This window comes from Bradyrhizobium sp. NBAIM03, from assembly GCF_020194055.1.
Classification (GTDB): Bacteria; Pseudomonadota; Alphaproteobacteria; order Rhizobiales; family Xanthobacteraceae; genus Bradyrhizobium; species Bradyrhizobium yuanmingense.
This window is the reverse complement of the sequence record NZ_JADYVS010000026.1, coordinates 16,741-33,420: the sequence shown is the minus strand read 5'-3', so window position 1 is coordinate 33,420 and position 16,680 is coordinate 16,741. Positions and strand designations below refer to the sequence as shown.

The 16,680-nt window shown below is 57.1% G+C and carries 16 protein-coding genes; 7 read left to right on the top strand and 9 right to left on the bottom strand.

The genetic code is table 11. From position 1 onward, the window contains the following. Window positions 1-24: 24 nt before the first annotated feature. From I6F21_RS29700 to I6F21_RS29690, 3 genes are all read right to left on the bottom strand, one after another. Window positions 25-942 carry a LysR family transcriptional regulator gene (locus I6F21_RS29700; protein WP_225183882.1) on the bottom strand — a complete coding sequence of 306 codons (918 nt, stop codon included), beginning with the start codon at window positions 940-942 and terminating at the stop codon, window positions 25-27. Between the two features lie 278 nt (window positions 943-1,220). Next, complete coding sequence (locus tag I6F21_RS29695; RefSeq protein WP_225183881.1) at window positions 1,221-2,210, bottom strand: NADPH:quinone reductase; 990 nt, start codon at window positions 2,208-2,210, stop codon at window positions 1,221-1,223. 394 nt (window positions 2,211-2,604) lie between these two features. Beyond that, window positions 2,605-3,228, bottom strand: a complete 624-nt coding sequence (locus I6F21_RS29690) for an isochorismatase family protein (protein WP_225183880.1) — start codon at window positions 3,226-3,228, stop codon at window positions 2,605-2,607. Between the two features lie 361 nt (window positions 3,229-3,589). On the opposite strand from I6F21_RS29690, the gene I6F21_RS29685 reads away from it, so the two are divergent. The 5 genes from I6F21_RS29685 (at window position 3,590) to I6F21_RS29665 (ending at window position 8,664) form a co-directional block, all read left to right on the top strand. After that, the gene (locus tag I6F21_RS29685) at window positions 3,590-4,207 is read left to right on the top strand and encodes a glutathione S-transferase (protein WP_225183879.1); all 618 of its coding nucleotides are present in this window, start codon (window positions 3,590-3,592) and stop codon (window positions 4,205-4,207) included. A gap of 57 nt (window positions 4,208-4,264) precedes the next feature. Next, the gene (locus I6F21_RS29680) at window positions 4,265-6,343 is read left to right on the top strand and encodes a pyridoxamine 5'-phosphate oxidase family protein (RefSeq protein WP_225183878.1); all 2,079 of its coding nucleotides are present in this window, start codon (window positions 4,265-4,267) and stop codon (window positions 6,341-6,343) included. Window positions 6,344-6,525: 182 nt separating this feature from the next. Beyond that, window positions 6,526-6,990: a nuclear transport factor 2 family protein gene (locus I6F21_RS29675; protein ID WP_225141829.1), complete on the top strand. Its 465-nt coding sequence runs from the start codon at window positions 6,526-6,528 to the stop codon at window positions 6,988-6,990. Between the two features lie 137 nt (window positions 6,991-7,127). Beyond that, window positions 7,128-7,358 carry a hypothetical protein gene (locus tag I6F21_RS29670; protein ID WP_225141830.1) on the top strand — a complete coding sequence of 77 codons (231 nt, stop codon included), beginning with the start codon at window positions 7,128-7,130 and terminating at the stop codon, window positions 7,356-7,358. Between the two features lie 415 nt (window positions 7,359-7,773). Then, the gene (locus I6F21_RS29665) at window positions 7,774-8,664 is read left to right on the top strand and encodes a LysR family transcriptional regulator (RefSeq protein WP_225183877.1); all 891 of its coding nucleotides are present in this window, start codon (window positions 7,774-7,776) and stop codon (window positions 8,662-8,664) included. Window positions 8,665-8,726: 62 nt separating this feature from the next. On the opposite strand, the gene I6F21_RS29660 is transcribed toward I6F21_RS29665, so the two are convergent. From I6F21_RS29660 to I6F21_RS29650, 3 genes are all read right to left on the bottom strand, one after another. After that, a complete protein-coding gene (locus I6F21_RS29660) occupies window positions 8,727-9,026 on the bottom strand; it encodes a hypothetical protein (protein ID WP_346656838.1) in 300 nt (99 codons plus the stop codon). A gap of 344 nt (window positions 9,027-9,370) precedes the next feature. Continuing rightward, window positions 9,371-9,853, bottom strand: a complete 483-nt coding sequence (locus tag I6F21_RS29655; protein ID WP_225141833.1) for a nuclear transport factor 2 family protein — start codon at window positions 9,851-9,853, stop codon at window positions 9,371-9,373. Window positions 9,854-9,952: 99 nt separating this feature from the next. Beyond that, window positions 9,953-10,378 (bottom strand): DoxX family protein, encoded by a 426-nt coding sequence (locus I6F21_RS29650; RefSeq protein WP_225183876.1) that lies wholly within the window; start codon window positions 10,376-10,378, stop codon window positions 9,953-9,955. Window positions 10,379-10,718: 340 nt separating this feature from the next. Between I6F21_RS29650 and I6F21_RS29645 the strand changes: the two genes are divergently transcribed. Next, a complete protein-coding gene (locus I6F21_RS29645; RefSeq protein ID WP_225183875.1) occupies window positions 10,719-11,231 on the top strand; it encodes a DNA starvation/stationary phase protection protein in 513 nt (170 codons plus the stop codon). A 113-nt stretch (window positions 11,232-11,344) separates the two neighbouring features. Here the strand turns inward: I6F21_RS29645 and I6F21_RS29640 are convergent, their stop codons facing one another. The 3 genes from I6F21_RS29640 to I6F21_RS29630 form a co-directional block, all read right to left on the bottom strand. Further along, a complete protein-coding gene (locus tag I6F21_RS29640; protein WP_225141839.1) occupies window positions 11,345-11,968 on the bottom strand; it encodes an isochorismatase family protein in 624 nt (207 codons plus the stop codon). A 731-nt stretch (window positions 11,969-12,699) separates the two neighbouring features. Then, complete coding sequence (locus I6F21_RS29635) at window positions 12,700-14,307, bottom strand: MFS transporter (protein WP_225183874.1); 1,608 nt, start codon at window positions 14,305-14,307, stop codon at window positions 12,700-12,702. Further along, a complete protein-coding gene (locus I6F21_RS29630) occupies window positions 14,308-15,456 on the bottom strand; it encodes an HlyD family secretion protein (protein ID WP_225183873.1) in 1,149 nt (382 codons plus the stop codon). A gap of 182 nt (window positions 15,457-15,638) precedes the next feature. Between I6F21_RS29630 and I6F21_RS29625 the strand changes: the two genes are divergently transcribed. After that, complete coding sequence (locus I6F21_RS29625; protein WP_225141845.1) at window positions 15,639-16,502, top strand: LysR family transcriptional regulator; 864 nt, start codon at window positions 15,639-15,641, stop codon at window positions 16,500-16,502. Window positions 16,503-16,680: the final 178 nt, after the last annotated feature.

Here is a 16,680-nt window from a genome sequence, read left to right as displayed (position 1 = left end):
ACTTTGGGAAATCGGACGATCCGGTCAGTTGCGGTAACGGTCGAGTTGTTTGCCTATGAGGGCCTCCTGCGCGACTTCTACGAATGCCCGAATATTCGGTGAGATGGGATCGCGCTCGTGTATGACGAGACCGATCGTCGCAGTCGTCGCGGGATTGACGATGGGTATCGACCTGATGAACAGCCAGTCGCCCAAAAGATAGAAGTAGGAATGCGGTACGATAGTCAGCCAGTTCTCTGTTCGCATGTGCGCGAATAGCCCCAGACTGCAATTGGTTTCAATCACTGCCTTTGGCGCGACGCCGACGCTCGCGAAGATTCGATCGATGATGATCCGGTTGTGAAGGTTGGGGCTGAGCAGGCACAACGGCATCTCGCCGACCTCCGCCCAGTCGATCGATTTCCTGTCGCTAAGAAAATGGTCCTTCGGGACCAGCAGGTAGTAGGTCTCGTCATAGAGCGAGTAGGGTCGTAGACCGCCAAGTGTCAGGCCGTCCAGGTAAGTAACGCCCACATCATATTCGAACTCCTTGAGGCCGCGCTCGATCTCCGGCATCGTCTTGCATAGAACTGAAATCGTGATGCCGGGATAACGTTCTGCGAAGGGGGCCGTCAGGAGCGAAGTGATCGTCATGGCGACCGGAGACAGCGCAAGGCGCAGACTGCCCTTCAATTCGGTTGGGTTGTCGTGCTGGCCCGCATTCAACAGCCGGTCGTAGTCGGCAAGCGATTGTCGCGCCCAGCTGAGAATTGCTTCACCCTCCCGCGTGAAACCTTGGAATCCGCTTTGATCCCTCAACACGATCGGTGCGCTGAAATGCTTCTCCAGATGCTGAATGGCTTGCGAGAGGGCCGACTGGCTGATCGCCAAGGTACTCGCCGCCCGTCCGAAGTGCCGCTCCTTGGCCAAGGCAACCAGGTATTGAAGGTGCTTGAAATGCAAGTCGGTCTCCAATCTTGAATGGCTACTTCCTGTTGCACTTTCGCCCACTTTATGGGGTTCGAGCAAGTCTCCGGCGCCGTGGCCCTGCCGCACGCCGAGCAAGCTCTTTGACTTGCGTCGATCTGCGGGCTGGACGTTTATTGAAGTTGCGTCGAAAGTCCGCAATGAACATCAGGAACCGTTGTCGCGCCCGTCATACGGCGGCGTCGACAGAACATCTCGCGTCTACTCCCTGTGGGACCGAGCGGCCCCTGCAAAGAGCCTGTTTGCAGGGACGCTCATTCCGCATCCAATCGTATCAAGGTCTTTCCGATCGTTCCCGACTCCACAGCAAGATGACCTTCGACCGTCCTGCGCAGCGGCAGAATCAGTCCGATTTTCGGGTTGTATACCTTCGTCAGTAGGCACTCGCTGATCTCGCGTATGGCCATCCTCTTCGCACTCGTAGGCATCGTGTAGACGTAAACGAAACGGACTGCGGCGTTGCCGAGCATGGCCGGCATCGTCGGGAGTAAGATCGATTCCTTGGGATTGTGCGTCGAATAGGCGGAGATGGAGCCACCGCTTGCAAGACATTTCAAATCCACATCCAAGTTGGCACTGAGGTCTACTTCGACAATGCGGTCGACGCCTTCGCCCCTCGTATGGCTGGTGATTTCGGTCTCGACAGAGTCGGCAGCGAGGTCGATCACGAGATCGGCCCCAGCCGCGCGCGCGACCTCTAACTGCTCGGGGCGCCGGACGGTGGCGGCCACCCATGCCCCCGCCCACTTCGCAAGTTGTATTGCGCCGGAACCGACCGCTCCTGCGCCGCCCTGTACCAAGACGCGACGCCCGCGAAGTTCTCCACCGGCAAAAAGGCATCGATGCGCCGTCATAGCCGGAACGCCGAGTGACGCTCCGATCTCAAAGGAGGTCTCATCAGGAAGCGGAACGGCATTGTCGCTGGGCACTGCGACGTACTCGGCGGCAGTCCCTCTCGCACGGCCCGTCTGAGCTTCGAATATCCAGACGCGTTCTCCAACTCTGCTCCGCGATACGCCTTCACCGACGTCCTCAATGACTCCTGCGCCATCTTGATGCGGCACAATCAGAGGGAAAGGCATCTTGAATGCGAACCCGCTTCGATTCTTGATATCGCTCGGATTGATGCCGGAAACTTCGATTCGCACGAGAACCTCTCCTCGTGCGGGCACCGGCTTCGGTAAGTCGCCGAGCTCTAGAACCTCTGCCGCTGCACCCTGGCGCCTGTAATAGACCGCACGCATTCTCAACTCCGTACGTTGACAACTTTCAATTCACGCGATCATGGCGCCACAGATCCAGCGCGGTAGCACGCGCATCAGCACCGTCGGACTCTCAGATTAGTGAACCGACAGAACTGATGATCGGCCAGCAGGGTGCTGTCTTCGGCTCGCAGCAGAGATTCGAGGCCATTGGCGAACAGGTGCGTCATAAGACTCTTACATCGAGACCTGCGCGTATCGGCGAAAGCCCACAATCGAAATAGTCGACGTTGGCGATTGACACGCCGCCTCGAATTGCTACAGCCGCTAAGAATATGACGGGTTTGAAGCGTCGCTCAATTGAGCTGTGCCGGCCCGACCGATGGACCGGCACAGCCTTCCTGCCTTGCTTTTACTGTGCTCGTGCCGAATGATGTCACGCCTGCCCTTTTATCGAAAGATAGCCAGCCAGATTGTAGCCAGCGAACGGCAGGTGATCCCCCATAAGCTTGGCGTGCGCTTCTCCTGTAGAGGATTGCCAGGTACCCAATAGTTCGGCGCCAACCGCGACCCAGGTGATGGGATTGACGCCGGCCTGCACCATCCGCGCGATTGCCGCCTCCTCGACCAACTTGCTCCAGGTCCCGGACGCATCCAGCACGGCGTACACGTCGTATCCGAGCTCGAGTGCCGAAAGCGCCGCAAACGCGACGCAGACCTCCGTAGAAATGCCCGCGATCAGCAGCTTCTTCCGACCGGTCGCCTTCACCGCCACCGCGAAGTCCTTGTTGTCGAATGCGTTGATCTGGCCCGGACGATGAACGATCGCTGCCTTCGGAAGTCCTTGTTCGACAACCGGCATGATGGGACCGTTTGGTCCGTCCGTCGCGCTCGTGGTGATCACTGCCGGCAGATTGTAGATCTGCGTAATCGTAACCAGCGCTTTCACGTTGTTGATGAAATCGGGAGGGCTTTGCGTCTGTACGCCGTTCGCAAGTCCGGTTTCATGATCGACGAAGAGTACCGCCGCATTTTCGGCAGTGAGGCGCTCGTACGACATGACATTTCCTTTCGATGTTCGGAGTGATTCCGGATGCCGAAATCATTCTCAAATCGAAGATGTCTGCGTCCCCGTCGCTCAACTAGCCACCCGCTTTGATACGCCGCGTCTCCAATACGGGAACGCCGGACGAAGCTGCTTATCCTGCCATTTCGTCGGTTTCCGATTGCGCACGCACCCTGCCATAACAGACGGAGCAAACAATTCTAGCGATTTCAGCCACTTAAATCTCACGATCCATCATTGCGGTGGCGACAATGATGAAGTGCTTAGGATGATCGTTCTCGGGGCCAAAGAGCTCTGTCAAATTTTCCCCGTTGATCGGGAGTTGAGCCTGGTCACTCACGCAGGAATCACGATCATGAAGCTTTACTATCACCCCCTCTCCGGTCACTCGCACCGCGCACGTCTTTTCGTCTCGCTGCTTGGACAGCCCTTCGACCTGATCGAAGTGGATTTGAAGTCCGGTGCCCACAAGACCCCAGAGTTTTTGGCGCTGAACCCCTTCGGGCAAGTCCCGGTGTTGGACGATGACGGTATCGTCATATCAGACTCAAATGCGATACTCGTGTACCTTGCCAAGAAATCTGGCAAGGCGGAATGGCTCCCCGAGGACCCGGAGGGAGCAGCAGCAATACAACGGTGGCTGTCTGTAGCCGCCGGCGAAGTGGCGTACGGCCCTGCCGCGGCGCGCTTGATAACTGTCTTTGGCGCGAAGTACAATCCGGAAGACGTGATCGGAAGATCCCATGTGCTCTTGAAGAGGCTCGAAAATCATCTGGCCAACAGAGATTGGCTCGTGGGAGAGCGTCCGACGATCGCTGATGTCGCGTTGTACAGCTATGTTGCACGCGCTCCTGAAGGCAACGTTGACCTGTCCGGCTATCCAAAAGTGAATGCCTTCCTCCAACGCATCGAGTCACTGCCCGGCTTCGCTCCCTTCATCAAGACACCGGTAGGCCTTTCAGCCGCGGCTTGATTGTTGGACGGGTGCGCGCCTCCGGGCGCGCCCTTTATCTCGAATTGGAGATGCAAGATGATTGGTCGGCGACCGATAGCGAAGCTGGACACGTGGCACGCGGGCGAAAAGGCGATCCAGGAAAAGACGGGGGTCGCAGAGCGGATGGAAGTCGCGGGCCGGCGGGTCGTTCGGGACTACATGCCGGACCAGCACCGGGAGTTCTACGCCCAGATTCCGTTCATGGCACTCGGTAGCGTCGACCTGAGGGGTGATGCATGGGCGACCTTTGTCACGGGTCGGCCGGGCTTCGTGTCGTCGCCGAGTTCGCGCACACTCACGATCGATCTGCAACCAGATCCGAGCGATCCGGCGAGCGTTGGAATGCGCGATGGCGATGCGATCGGACTTCTAGGCATCGAATTGAACACCCGCCGCCGAAATCGCGTGAACGGAATTTTGAGAGCAACTGCTGGAGAACCGCTCGGATTCGATGTGGATCAGAGCTTTGGCAATTGTCCTCAATACATACAGCTCCGGGATTACAGGTTCGTCCGCAACCCCACGGAGCACTTCGGTGGCATCGTGGAGGAGAGCGCTGAGTTGGATGCATTCGATCGCGACATGATCCAAGCCGCCGACACGTTTTTTGTCGCCTCCTACATTGAGCGCGAGGATAGGCGACAGGTCGATGTTTCCCATCGAGGGGGCAAAGCTGGCTTCGTACGCATCAACGATGACGGAACGCTCACGATTCCGGATTTCAATGGAAACTACTTCTTCGCGACCCTTGGCAATATCATGATGAACGGCAAAGCAGGTCTGGCGTTCGTCGACTTCGAGACCGGTGACGTTCTTCAGCTCGCGGGGGACGCAAAGGTAATACTCGACTCTCCTGAAATAGCTGCTTTCCAGGGCGCTGAGCGCCTATGGAGTTTTCGCGCCCGCAAGGTCATCAGACGGCGCAACGCTATCGCGCTCCGTTGGACGTTCCAAAGAGACGGGTGGTCTCCGGCCTCCCTCATGACCGGCGACTGGGAAGCGGCCGCCGATCGGTTGCGCGCGATTGAGCTTGCAGCAAGGTGGCGGCCCTTCAGAGTGACGAAGATTGTCGATGAGAGCACATCGATACGATCATTTTACCTTCAGCCTGACGATGGTGCCGGTGGCCTGCCCCCATATCGGGCTGGCCAGCATCTTCCAATCAGAATCAGGCTGTCCCACACCGACAAGCCCGTCATCAGGACGTACACGCTCTCGGTAGCACCGTCCGACGGCGTGTATCGCATCAGCGTGAAACGCAGCGGCACCGTATCTAATTATCTCCACGACGCTATCCGGCTCGGCGACCTGATAGAAGCGCGGGCGCCGGACGGACACTTCACGATCGACAGCGGTCAGAAGCGACCGGCTGTCCTGATCGCAGGCGGGATCGGCATCACGCCGATGTTGGCGATGTTGAGACATGTCGTCTATGAGGGCCTTCGTACCCGAAAAAGCCGACGCACCGTGCTCTTCCAGGCGGCACACTCGAAGCGTGATCTGCCTTTTGGCAAGGAAATCGACGAACTGATGAAATCTTCCGGCGGTTCGGCAAGAGTTGTCCGCGTGCTAAGCGACATTGAGGGCGCAGAAGAAGGGGTCGATTACGATGCGAGCGGCCGGGTCGACATCGGATTGCTTTCTCGCTTCCTGCCATTTGACGATTATGATTTCTATCTCTGTGGTCCACCTCAGTTCACGCAGTCGCTCTATGACGGTCTGCGCAGGTTGAATGTTGCCGACAACCGCATTCACGCCGAAGCTTTCGGACCTTCGTCGCTGACGAGATCTCGTGACGCCGACGCAGTGGTTGTCGAACGTCCGCCACCGTCGACGCAGCCGGTACCGGTCGTCTTCACCAAGTCGCTGAAGGAAGCACGTTGGACACCGAAATCTGGAACGCTGCTCGAGCTGGCCGAAACTCGGGGACTCAGCCCCGATTTCAGCTGCAGGACGGGAACGTGCGGCACCTGCAGGACGAAACTCTCGAGGGGCACGATCATATACGTCAAAGAGCCTACCGCCACCGTCGCACGGGACGAAGTCTTAATTTGCTGCGCGGTGCCGGCACAGCCAGGCGGCGATGAAGTTGCAGTGATCGAACTCGCGCTTTGAAGCACATATCAACCGACCGTAACCGGCAGACAGGCTCTTGAGAGGATACAATGTGAAGATCGCTATCGCGCGATGCCGGAAACAGAGATTACTGTCCCTTCGATCGACAGTACCGCCGCTAGAGACGCCTTCGCCTGCCGCCCACAGGGTAACATATCGTCCTTTAACCCGGAGAAGCACCTATGTCCCGTCCACCACTTCCGCCCTTCAACGAACAGACTGCCATCGAAAAGGTACGCCTTGCCGAGGACGGCTGGAACACCCGCGACGCCGCGAAGGTAGCGCTTGCCTACACGACGGAGACGCGATGGCGCAATCGAGCTGAATTCCTGACGGGGCGGGATGAGGTGCAAGCGTTCCTCACCCGCAAGTGGAACCATGAGTTGGACTATAGGCTTATCAAGGAGCTCTGGGCCTTTTCTGGCAATCGAATCGCGGTGCGATACGCCTACGAGTATCACGATGACAGCGGTCAATGGTTCAGGGCCTACGGCAATGAGAATTGGGAGTTTGCCGACGACGGTTTGATGCGTGTTCGACACAGCAGCATCAACGAGCATCCGATCGCCGAGGAAGACCGGAAGTTCCGATGGCCACTTGGACGCAGACCCGACGATCACCCGGGGCTCAGCTATTTCGGCTTTTAGCCTCGCTTGAGGATACCACGATGTCCAGCTTTACTCTCGACGATCGGGCGCGAATTTCGATCGAGCTTGCTATAACCGCAAGAAGCAAAGATGAGCCTCGGCTCAGGCGCCAAGAGGAGAGCTTGCGAGGCCTTGGGATGACCGGTGCCGAGATTGATGCGGCCCGTCGTGGAACGAGTTTCGATGCTAGGACATCCCTTGTCGTTGCTTTTGCGGTGGCGCAGAGAGACGGGGATATCGCGACCATAGGCATCTTACGAGAACGGATGCGTAGGGCGGGCATTGGCAGCGAGATCATTGGCCAGATCGAGGAAATCGTCCGAAGGGAAGATCGCGCGCCCTGTGGCCTGACTGACGCGGGCGCCTGATCGGCAAATGTCTGGAGCGAAGGCATTCCGGATTCTCCGACCAATCATGAACGAAGGGGCGCGCTGAACGCCCCCTCTTTTTCCTTCAACTCGCCTAGGTTTCGCTTGCGAGCGCTACCTCGTCTTGGTTCGACTCGTAAGCAAACTCGGGAGTCGAAGCCTTGCCGCTAGATGCCTCATTCTTCCTATGCCGGCGGTATGCCCGGCGGGTTTCCAATCGCGACCGGCGGGTTTCGACTCATAGAATGGCTAAAGGCGCGCGCCGGCGATGTTGGGGGCAGTCGTCTCCTCACGACGAGCCAACAGCCGATATATCCACGAGGAACCGATAGGAGCCGGTCAATAACTCCAATGTATAGATGGAGCTTGTCTCCGAGTTCAGCAGGTAGGAAGGAGCTAAAAGAGAGGGAAGGCCATGGATCGCTGGCAAGCGATGCGCATCTTCGTCAAAGTCGCTGAGGCTGAAAGTTTCGCGGAAAGCGCCCGGCTTCTCTATATGAGTGCGCCCGCAGTGACCCGGGCGATCGCAGCCCTCGAGGAAACGATAGGTACTCGGCTGTTCGTCCGCACGACCCGCTCCGTCAAACTTACCGAATCCGGGACCAGATATTTCGACGATTGCCGTCGCATCCTGTCCGACATCGTCGAAGCGGAAGCGGCTGCCTCGGGATCATACGCAAAGCCATCCGGCACGCTAGTGGTCACCGCTTCGGCTCTCTTTGGCCAGATGTATGTGCTACCGATCATGATGGAATATCTCGACACCCATCCCGGAATGTCGGGCAGGACCCTGTTCCTCGATCGCCCGGTGAACATCGTTGAGGACGGTGTCGATGTCGCGATTCGCATCGGGCATTTGCCGGATTCCGGCTTTACCGCCATCAAGGTTGGCATGGTAAGGCGCGTGATCTGCGGGGCCCCTTCCTACTTCGAAAAGAACGGCATCCCTGCCAGCCCTTCGGATCTGAAGGATCATCGCATTGTAACGTCGACGAGCGCCTGGGCCTCACCCGAATGGCGATTCGCGGGTGACGAACGCGTCATCGTTCGCCCGGCCCTGCAATGCAACACAAATGAAGCTGCGATCGCCACCGCGAAGGCCGGTTGGGGGTTGACGCGCTTGCTCCACTATCAGATCGGTCCAGCCCTCGTTGAAGGTCACTTGCAAATCATTCTTGGTGAACATGAAGAACCACCACTTCCCATTCACGTGCTCTATCCAGAAGGTCGCCACGCGCCGGCAAAAGTGCGGGCATTCCTAGAACTTGCTGTTTCTCGCCTTCGCTCCAACCGACTCCTGAACTGATGCCGCCACGAGGACGGCGCGCGTAGATAAATCAATCGCGCGCCGCGACGTTCAATCGATGCTCATGATTCCTCCCCCAGACCATCCTGGATGTTCCTAACGTGAACGACCATGGCCTCGTGGTATTCGGTTCGACTGCTGTAGAACACCAGTCCCATGAGACCGCTTCCGATCAAAAGCGAGAAGAACACCCTGAGTCCTAATGCGATCCAACCATTGATCGACATCTGAACGTCGCTCGCAGACGTCCAGCCCAGCATGGCAACCACGATAGTAAACACCAGCAAAACAGATAAAAAACCGATAGTTGCGATCGTGCCAATGCCAACTTTTCTTCCTTGAGTCGAAGGCGCGTCGGCCACTTTCGTCTCCACACGCCAAAGCGGCCATCTTCTTCTCGGGCGGCGCCGCCCGTTCCCCTTTCCGTCGGCGACAATGCCGCTTTTCCTGGCTGAGCAGAACGGCCTCTCTCGGCAGCTCATTTACTACCGAGACCGAAGGAATGCCGGCAGGAAACTGAGACTCGAACAGCTACATGCAGCCTCTGGATGGAGAGACGCAAGCGAACTGCATTCGGTGTACTGAGTTTTTGATCAACGACTGCAACAAACGCGAACGATTGATAGATTGTTGATTATGCCCGTCGGCAGGCCGCTTGGCTCCGGTTGGCTCTTCGAAGGTCGAACGTCAACCTTCGCCGGGCTCGTCATCTCGTGCGCGGAACGATCTCGCCTGAGAAGGCAAAAGTATCTAGGAACCGGTACTCGTAATAACGGCGCTTGAAGCGCCAGCCGTCCGGGCTCAGGATATACTCGTCGTGATAAACAGCGAGATTCTCGTAGAAGTCGCCCTCGCCCTTTCCACGCTCTCGCTCCGTAAAACGTCCCGTGGCGCAGTCATTTCCCGTGAAGATAATGATGCCCGAGTGTGTCAGCTGTACGAAGAGAAGTTTCGGTTTGAAAAGCTCGTCGAGCATACCGCTAATGGCTTCGACTCCCGTCGCTTTGATGGAGAAAGGAGGACCGATTTCCCATACCGCATCATCGCTCCAAAGCCGCTTGAAAGCTTTCGTGTCGCGTTGATTCACAGCATCAGTGAATCGGGCCACTAGATTGCGGATCGCGAGTTCATCCTCCACCGTCCGAAGGCGTCCTTCAAAATCCGACATTCGAGTTCTTTCATCGTTCATTTCAATGGTTCCAATGTGTAGAAATGTCTCCGAGACTGGATGAGACGTTCTTCGCTCGACGACTTCGGTACAGCCGAACCTTCTTCGACTGATCTACGATCACCGCGCGGTCGAAAGCCCCGCGAAATTGCCGCTTCCCCTAGAAGCGCGCTGATCGATACTGAATGCGCCGGCGCCGAAGCCCGCGATCTGAAACAGTCCACCGGCGATAATGACATTCTTAAAGAAGTGGACCAGCGTATTCTCGTCGGCGATGTTGCAGTGGAAATAGGATGCGGTGACGATGGAGAATACGGCCAGCAAAAGAGGAACCGGCTGCAGTTTGTAACCGACGATAAGGAGGAGACCACCGACGATCTCGAGGCTGACGGCAGCTAAAAAGGCGAGCGACGGAAAGGGAAGACCTACTGCCGTGATCATTGCGACGGTTTTGCCGCAGGCGATCGCCTTGCCAAGCCCGAGAAAAGTGAATGTCAGGCCGATGAGGATACGGCCCACGAAGGGAAGATAGCGATCTGTACTCATAGTAATCCCCTGCTTCACCGTGAGGTTAGTTCCCGATCCGTTGGGCTAATGATGTGCTGACAACCCGGCCGACACTAGCCTCAATCTCGGCAACTCGCCGTTACATCAAGCGAAACAATGAATGGTCATGGACCTAGCGAGACGCGCAAGGGAGCACTTTTCCAGAAAAATCGCTGTCAAAGAAAACTTGGTAGATCACCGCTAGGTCTCTTCGCCACTCGAAGCCGCCGCAATCAAGACGACTTGTTCATCTGGGACGATGTATCATACCTAGAGATGCTTGCGACGGATGCTGAGTTCGGGCCCCACTAACAATGAATAAAAAGGAAAGGTAGCCGCCGTGAATAGACTAACAATCGCACCGACTGAACTTGAGACGCCGACCGATCTATCGACGGATAAGATCGAAAAGGTCGCAACCGTCGTCAATACGTTGCTGGCGGATTTCTTTGTCCTCTATCTCAAGACAAAGAATTTTCACTGGCATGTCAGCGGCCGGCACTTCCGCGACTATCATCTTCTTCTGGATGATCAGGCCGCACAGCTGTTTGCCGCTACTGATATCCTAGCCGAACGCGTCAGAAAGATTGGTGGCACCACGCTGAAATCGATCAGTCAGATCTCACGACTGCAGACGATCAGGGACAACGATGAAGCTTTCGTCAGGCCGCGGGAGATGCTCCGTGAGCTGATGAACGATAACAAGGCTATCACCGCCGCGATGCGTAGTGCCCACGGAATTGCGGACGATGCCGGGGACGTAGCGACCGCAAGCGTGCTCGAGAACTTAATCGACGAATCTGAGCGCCGGACTTGGTTTCTGTTTGAATCCGGTCGAGGTGGCGATCTATAAGGAAGGAACGATGATGATGTAACCGTGCGGAGTGTTCGCTGAACCTCTGCCCGCGGTCGCTCGGCCCAACGGGCCGAGCGACTTCTATAGTTGATTTTCTCCCGACAGAATCTCTAGTGACCGCCCTTTGCTGCCATGAAGCCCGAAATGTTGTTCGCGGAGAATGGCAGGAAATCGCCCATGAGCTTGGCATGAGCCTCTCCCGTCGCCGCCTGCCAGCTGTAAAGAAGCTCGGCGCCGACAGCTACCCACGTGATCGGAATGGCTCCAGCCTGCACGATACGCATAATCGCCGCATCCTCGACGATCTTGTTCCAGGTACCGGAAGCGTCGAGGACCCCGTATACTTGGTACCCTGCCTTTAGGGCCGACAGCGCGCAGAAGGCAAGGCAGACTTCGGTCGATATACCAGCAATTAGCAATTTCTTTCGCCCGGTCTTCTTCACTGCCGCAACGAAGTCCTCGTTATCGAAGGCGTTGATCTGGCCAGGGCGATGCACGATCGTCGCGTTGGGAAGACCGTCCTTTACGACAGGCATGATAGGACCGTTCGGGCCGTCGGCAGCGCTCGTCGTGATCACCACGGGGAGCTTGTAGATCTGCGCGATCCTCACCAGTGCACCTACGTTGTTTATGAATTCTGGCGGGCTTTGGGTCTGCACGCCATTGGCAAGACCTGTCTGATGATCAACGAATAGCACGGCGGCGTTTTCTGCGGTGAGACGATCGTAGGACATTCGGATTTTCCATCTTGGATGCTGGAGCGAGATTGTAGGAAGTATTGGAAGCCCCTGATCCAAGAAAGAATTGGAGTTTGCGCGACGCAACAAGCATCTTTTGGTATGATTGAGGATGCGTCGTTTATACGTCAGGCCTAGGTTGAAGAGCTTTCTACCAACTGTCGACAGATCGGGCGGCCTCGGCGAGGCCGACCTTGGACATCCCCATCTATATATGGCCGCTGCCCATCCGGCTCACCATGTCCTACCCGTGCTCTCGCGAAGTTGAGAACGGGCCAAGTGGAGGATTTCATGGAGCCAAGTGATTATACCGACTTATGGAAGATAATGTCGTCCACCTATTTAGCGAGCGAGACCCCAAATCCGTATGCTGTATGCAGATAATGCCGTCCTTTACGGACCCGATCACCAAGCCAGCTGCGCAGCTTCGATTTCGGAAGCAGTGACGAACTTGCTCGCAAGTTTGCCGAGTGAATTCGTCTTCACGTCGATAGGGCAAGCCGTGGGTCACCATGATTGTCGGCCGGCTTCGTTAGAGGGCGGGGCCCGTCAATGGGCCCACTGCGGTGACGGGCTTGGATGTTGAGCACTTCAAAGCTGGGCGCATCCAGGCACTGTATGTCTCCCTCGATGCCATGCCATCCGAGGAGTAGACAGATCGAATATCGTGCTTCACTTGGGTGAAAGCACCAGCCGCAGGATCGCAAGCATTTCTCGCTGTGATGCCGTCATCTAGGTTCTCGAGCGCCGAAGAGGCTTTCCGCAGACCTGAATGGGACCGGAGAAAACGGCCCCTTGGGCGCAACGCCAACCAGCGCCAAGACTAGCAGTGCGGCAATGGCTGCCCAAAAGCACAACCAGAAAGCATCGATGTAGGCCAGCACGTTCGACTCGCGTTGAATCCGGGCGGCGAGGCTCGCGACCGCTTGCGAGCGAGCCTCGTCTGCACCACGGGCGAAGAACTGCCTAGTTGCGGCATCAATCGCTGCCACGACGTCGGCGCCGCCGATATCGATGTTAATGCCAAGATAGTAAGAATGTATCTGCTCACGCACCCTAAGCCAGGTTGACATCAAAGCGATGCCGATCTCGGTACTCCCCAGCCGAATGCTGTGAACGTACGCGGCAACCGCCGTAGTCCGGTCGGTCCGGAGATGTGAGAAGCCGATAATGATTAAGGAAGTCAGCGCCAACGCCTGTCCTACTGCGGTTGCAAAAACGATCCCTACGAAATCGTCGCGCGCCCAATCTCCGGTGATCTGCGTACCTGAGAGATTGGCTACCGCGAAGATAAAGAGTCCAGCCATCGCGGTCCACCTGGCGTCAACGTATCTCAACACGAAAATGAGGAACGGAATCAGAAGGGCGGTGGGAATTGCCCCTGAGACCAGCAGGAGCTCCCCGACTTGCTCGGGTCGCATGCCCCGGACGGCACCGAGGAAGTTCGGCACTAGCGAGGAGTTGGATAGGCTGGCAACGTTGAAGAGTACTACGACCACCAGCGACAAGCCCATCCCGGGCGAAAACAGCCCCTTGAACCTCGCCCAAGGCTCTTTGACAACAACTTCGTTGGCGAGAAAAGCAGCAAATAGAGCTACTCCCAAGACGAGCAGAGATATCACCGTTCCGGAGTTGCTCCAATCGAGTCGGTTTCCTTGGTCAAGGCCCGAATACACCATCGCAAGGGACGCGCCTAAGAGCATCATGCCGCCCCAGTCGGCTCGGTACATCAGCCCGCGATCTACGGTCAGCGGGGGAGTTCCAAGGTAGGCAAGCACGGCCATTACTGGACCCACAACTGTCCCCTGCCAGTAGAGCGCAGGCCAACCGAAGTGTTGTTCGTAGACTCCAACCAGAAAGTGCGAAACATCCAGGGAAAATCCGACCCTAGTAGCGTAGATGACGATGAGAGGCATCCACCAACGCGGCGGCAAGGTTTTGAAGATTATCATCATCGTCGCAGGGACGAAGGTACCGAGCAGCAGACCGTGCAGTACGGTCAACGTCAGAAGGATCGGATAATCGCTCACAAAAGGGATGGCAAACGAAACGAGCCCGTAAGCGGCAGCCGGAAGGCCCAATACCCTTCTCAATCCGAACGCCGTTGTGAGCCAAGCGACCGCCGGAGCTATAAAAATTTGTGGTGCTGTGGCGGCCGTGGAAAGCCAGGCCCCTTCGTCGAAACTCAATCCTAACCCACCACGGATATCCGCCAGTGCCACTGCGGTGAAGCGGCCGTCGATGCTCGCGGTCAAGGAAGCAAAGAGCACAGCGGCCACAGCCAACACCGGATACGGCGCACCGCTATGCGGCTTTTCTGCCTTGGTTGCGGACATCTACGTACCGCCGTTGGTACGGATGCTCGTTTGCACGGACATTCCTGGTAGAAGATTGTCCACGTCCTTTTGTCCCTCGTCCAACTTAATGCGCACGGGTATTCGTTGGACGACCTTCGTGAAATTTCCTGTCGCATTGTCGGGCGGCAAAAGCGCAAACTGAGAACCACTGGCAGGAGCGATCCGCTCGACCGAGCCGCGGATCTGGACCGCAGGAAAGCTATCGACACTGATTACGACCGAGTGACCCACCCTCACGTTGGTCAGTTGCGTTTCCTTATAGTTCGCGATGACGTATACGCTCGGCAAGGGAACGATGCTTATCAGACTGCTGCCGACATTGACATAGTCTCCAACTTGCACCTGTCGTTCGGAGGTAACTCCATCGAATGGTGCCGTGATACTAGTATAGTCGAGCTTGAGCTTTATCGCCGAGAGCGCAGCACTCGCTGCCTTCAGTTCTGCTCCACGCTGCTTCTGCATGCTCATGAAGACCTGTAGTTGATGCTGCTGCGCTGCCACTGTCGCTCGAGACGCGAGGACGTCAGACTGCATTTTAGCCTGCGAGGCCGTCGCCTGCTCAAGTCGCTGCCTTGTTCCCGAACCGGACTGCGAGAGGGTTTGTTGTCGTTCCAGTTCCTGACGCGCCTCAATTTGTTGCGCCTCTGCGGACGCTTGAGCCGCCTTGGCGTGGAAGATCATCGCATGTTGTAATTCGATTTGGTTCTTGAGATTCTCAAGCGCAGCTTCCGCTGCCAAAACAACTGCTTCTGCTTGACCTACCTGAGCCACATATTCCGCGGGATCGATTTGAACGAGAAGGTCTCCTTTCTTGACCCGCATGAACGCGCCGATCGGCACCGACATTACCTGGCCGGAGATACGGGCGCTTAGGCGCGATATATCGGCTCGCACAAAAGCGTCATCGGTCGTTTGAATTCTTGCTCCTCCTACCCATGAATTCCAACGGGAGGTCGCCAGAACGACACATCCAATTGCGATGGCGATCGCCACGACCGGTATGGAGAGCCTGTTCAAGAGAGTGACTTGCGTACGCGGCGATGTCGGCTGCGTGGCGGAGGATTGCGTACTGGCGCCCACGGCGGGTTCAGGTGCGGGCGGTGGTGGCACTGCAGCTTGATCGCTCATCCTTCTTCCGTCTTTCTCGGCCTCTTTCTGCGCCAAGGCGATCCGTAGCTTTGCGTCCCTGGCTGCCTGCAGTGCTGCAGTACACGGCGCGAGCCGTGGCGAGACGGTTTTAAGCTATGCCAACGGTTGGCGGGGGAGCCTAAGAACGTGTAAGCTCCGTTTCCGACAGCGGAATGAGGCTCATGGAATTCGAGGATCTGCAGACTTTCGTCGAAGTGGCCCGATCGGGGGGCGTTTCTGCCGCGGCACGTAATCTTGGGGTCGCCAAATCCATTGTTAGCCGGCGCGTGCTTCGGCTGGAGGACGAGCTCAGCGTCCAGCTTCTGGCGCGAACTACGCGGGGAGCCGCGCTGACTGAAGCGGGACTGATTCTTCGCGATCATGCGTCGCGAGTGTGCTCCGAGATTGAAGCTGCGCGCGAAGAGATGTCCCCCAGCGGTGAATTGCGGGGCCTTCTCCGAATAGCAGCTCCGGCATCCTTCGGCCCAACTCATTTTGCGCCCGTACTCGCTGAATTGGCGAGGAAGCATCCATCGCTTCACGTCCACACTCGATACAATGACCGATATGTCGATATCGTCGGTGAAGGCTTCGATTGCGCTATCCGCGTCGGCTATCTCCCGGAATCGGACCTTGTCGCACGTCGCATCGGTTCTTTCACCGTGCAGCTGTACGCGAGTTCCGATTACGTCAGGGAGCGGGGCGCGCCGAAAACGCCAGCCGATATCGATCAGCATCAGGCCGTCATGATCGGCACCGAAACCTGGAAATTCAGTGAGGGCAAGAAGACGACCACCGTCCACCCGCAAGGGCGTTTCAAGGCGGACAACGCGCTTGCCATCGCTGAGGCGATAGCCATGGGCATCGGCATCGCTGCACTTCCCGCAATCATCGCAGAGAGCTGCCCGGTGGCGGATAAGCTTGTGCCCATCATGACGCGCTACACTCTTCCTCCCGTAGGCATATTTGTGGTCCGGCCGCCTGGACGGCATCTCGCCAGAAAAATCAGGGTCTTGATCGATTTGCTCGTTCATAAGTTCGGGTAGCGCGTTTTGGAAAGAAGCAGCTCTTCTGGCTGAGCTTGTCGAGACAAACTTCAGTGCTTGATTGGGCTGTTAGTCGAACACATCCGAGCCCGTATTTCCCGCGATAGCCGACCGGACGAGCGATCGATGCAACGGACCGGGGGCTGGATGTTTGACGTAGTACGTTCCTGCCTGCCAC

Excerpts from the sequence above, each read along its gene's own strand:
- I6F21_RS29695 (WP_225183881.1), bottom strand. The coding sequence starts at position 2,210 with ATGCGTGCGGTCTATTACAGGCGCCAGGGTGCAGCGGCAGAGGTTCTA.
- I6F21_RS29690 (WP_225183880.1), bottom strand. The coding sequence starts at position 3,228 with ATGTCGTACGAGCGCCTCACTGCCGAAAATGCGGCGGTACTCTTCGTC.
- I6F21_RS29685 (WP_225183879.1), top strand. The coding sequence starts at position 3,590 with ATGAAGCTTTACTATCACCCCCTCTCCGGTCACTCGCACCGCGCACGT.
- I6F21_RS29680 (WP_225183878.1), top strand. The coding sequence starts at position 4,265 with ATGATTGGTCGGCGACCGATAGCGAAGCTGGACACGTGGCACGCGGGC.
- I6F21_RS29675 (WP_225141829.1), top strand. The coding sequence starts at position 6,526 with ATGTCCCGTCCACCACTTCCGCCCTTCAACGAACAGACTGCCATCGAA.
- I6F21_RS29670 (WP_225141830.1), top strand. The coding sequence starts at position 7,128 with ATGACCGGTGCCGAGATTGATGCGGCCCGTCGTGGAACGAGTTTCGAT.
- I6F21_RS29665 (WP_225183877.1), top strand. The coding sequence starts at position 7,774 with ATGGATCGCTGGCAAGCGATGCGCATCTTCGTCAAAGTCGCTGAGGCT.
- I6F21_RS29655 (WP_225141833.1), bottom strand. The coding sequence starts at position 9,853 with ATGAACGATGAAAGAACTCGAATGTCGGATTTTGAAGGACGCCTTCGG.
- I6F21_RS29650 (WP_225183876.1), bottom strand. The coding sequence starts at position 10,378 with ATGAGTACAGATCGCTATCTTCCCTTCGTGGGCCGTATCCTCATCGGC.
- I6F21_RS29640 (WP_225141839.1), bottom strand. The coding sequence starts at position 11,968 with ATGTCCTACGATCGTCTCACCGCAGAAAACGCCGCCGTGCTATTCGTT.
- I6F21_RS29635 (WP_225183874.1), bottom strand. The coding sequence starts at position 14,307 with ATGTCCGCAACCAAGGCAGAAAAGCCGCATAGCGGTGCGCCGTATCCG.
- I6F21_RS29630 (WP_225183873.1), bottom strand. The coding sequence starts at position 15,456 with ATGAGCGATCAAGCTGCAGTGCCACCACCGCCCGCACCTGAACCCGCC.
- I6F21_RS29625 (WP_225141845.1), top strand. The coding sequence starts at position 15,639 with ATGGAATTCGAGGATCTGCAGACTTTCGTCGAAGTGGCCCGATCGGGG.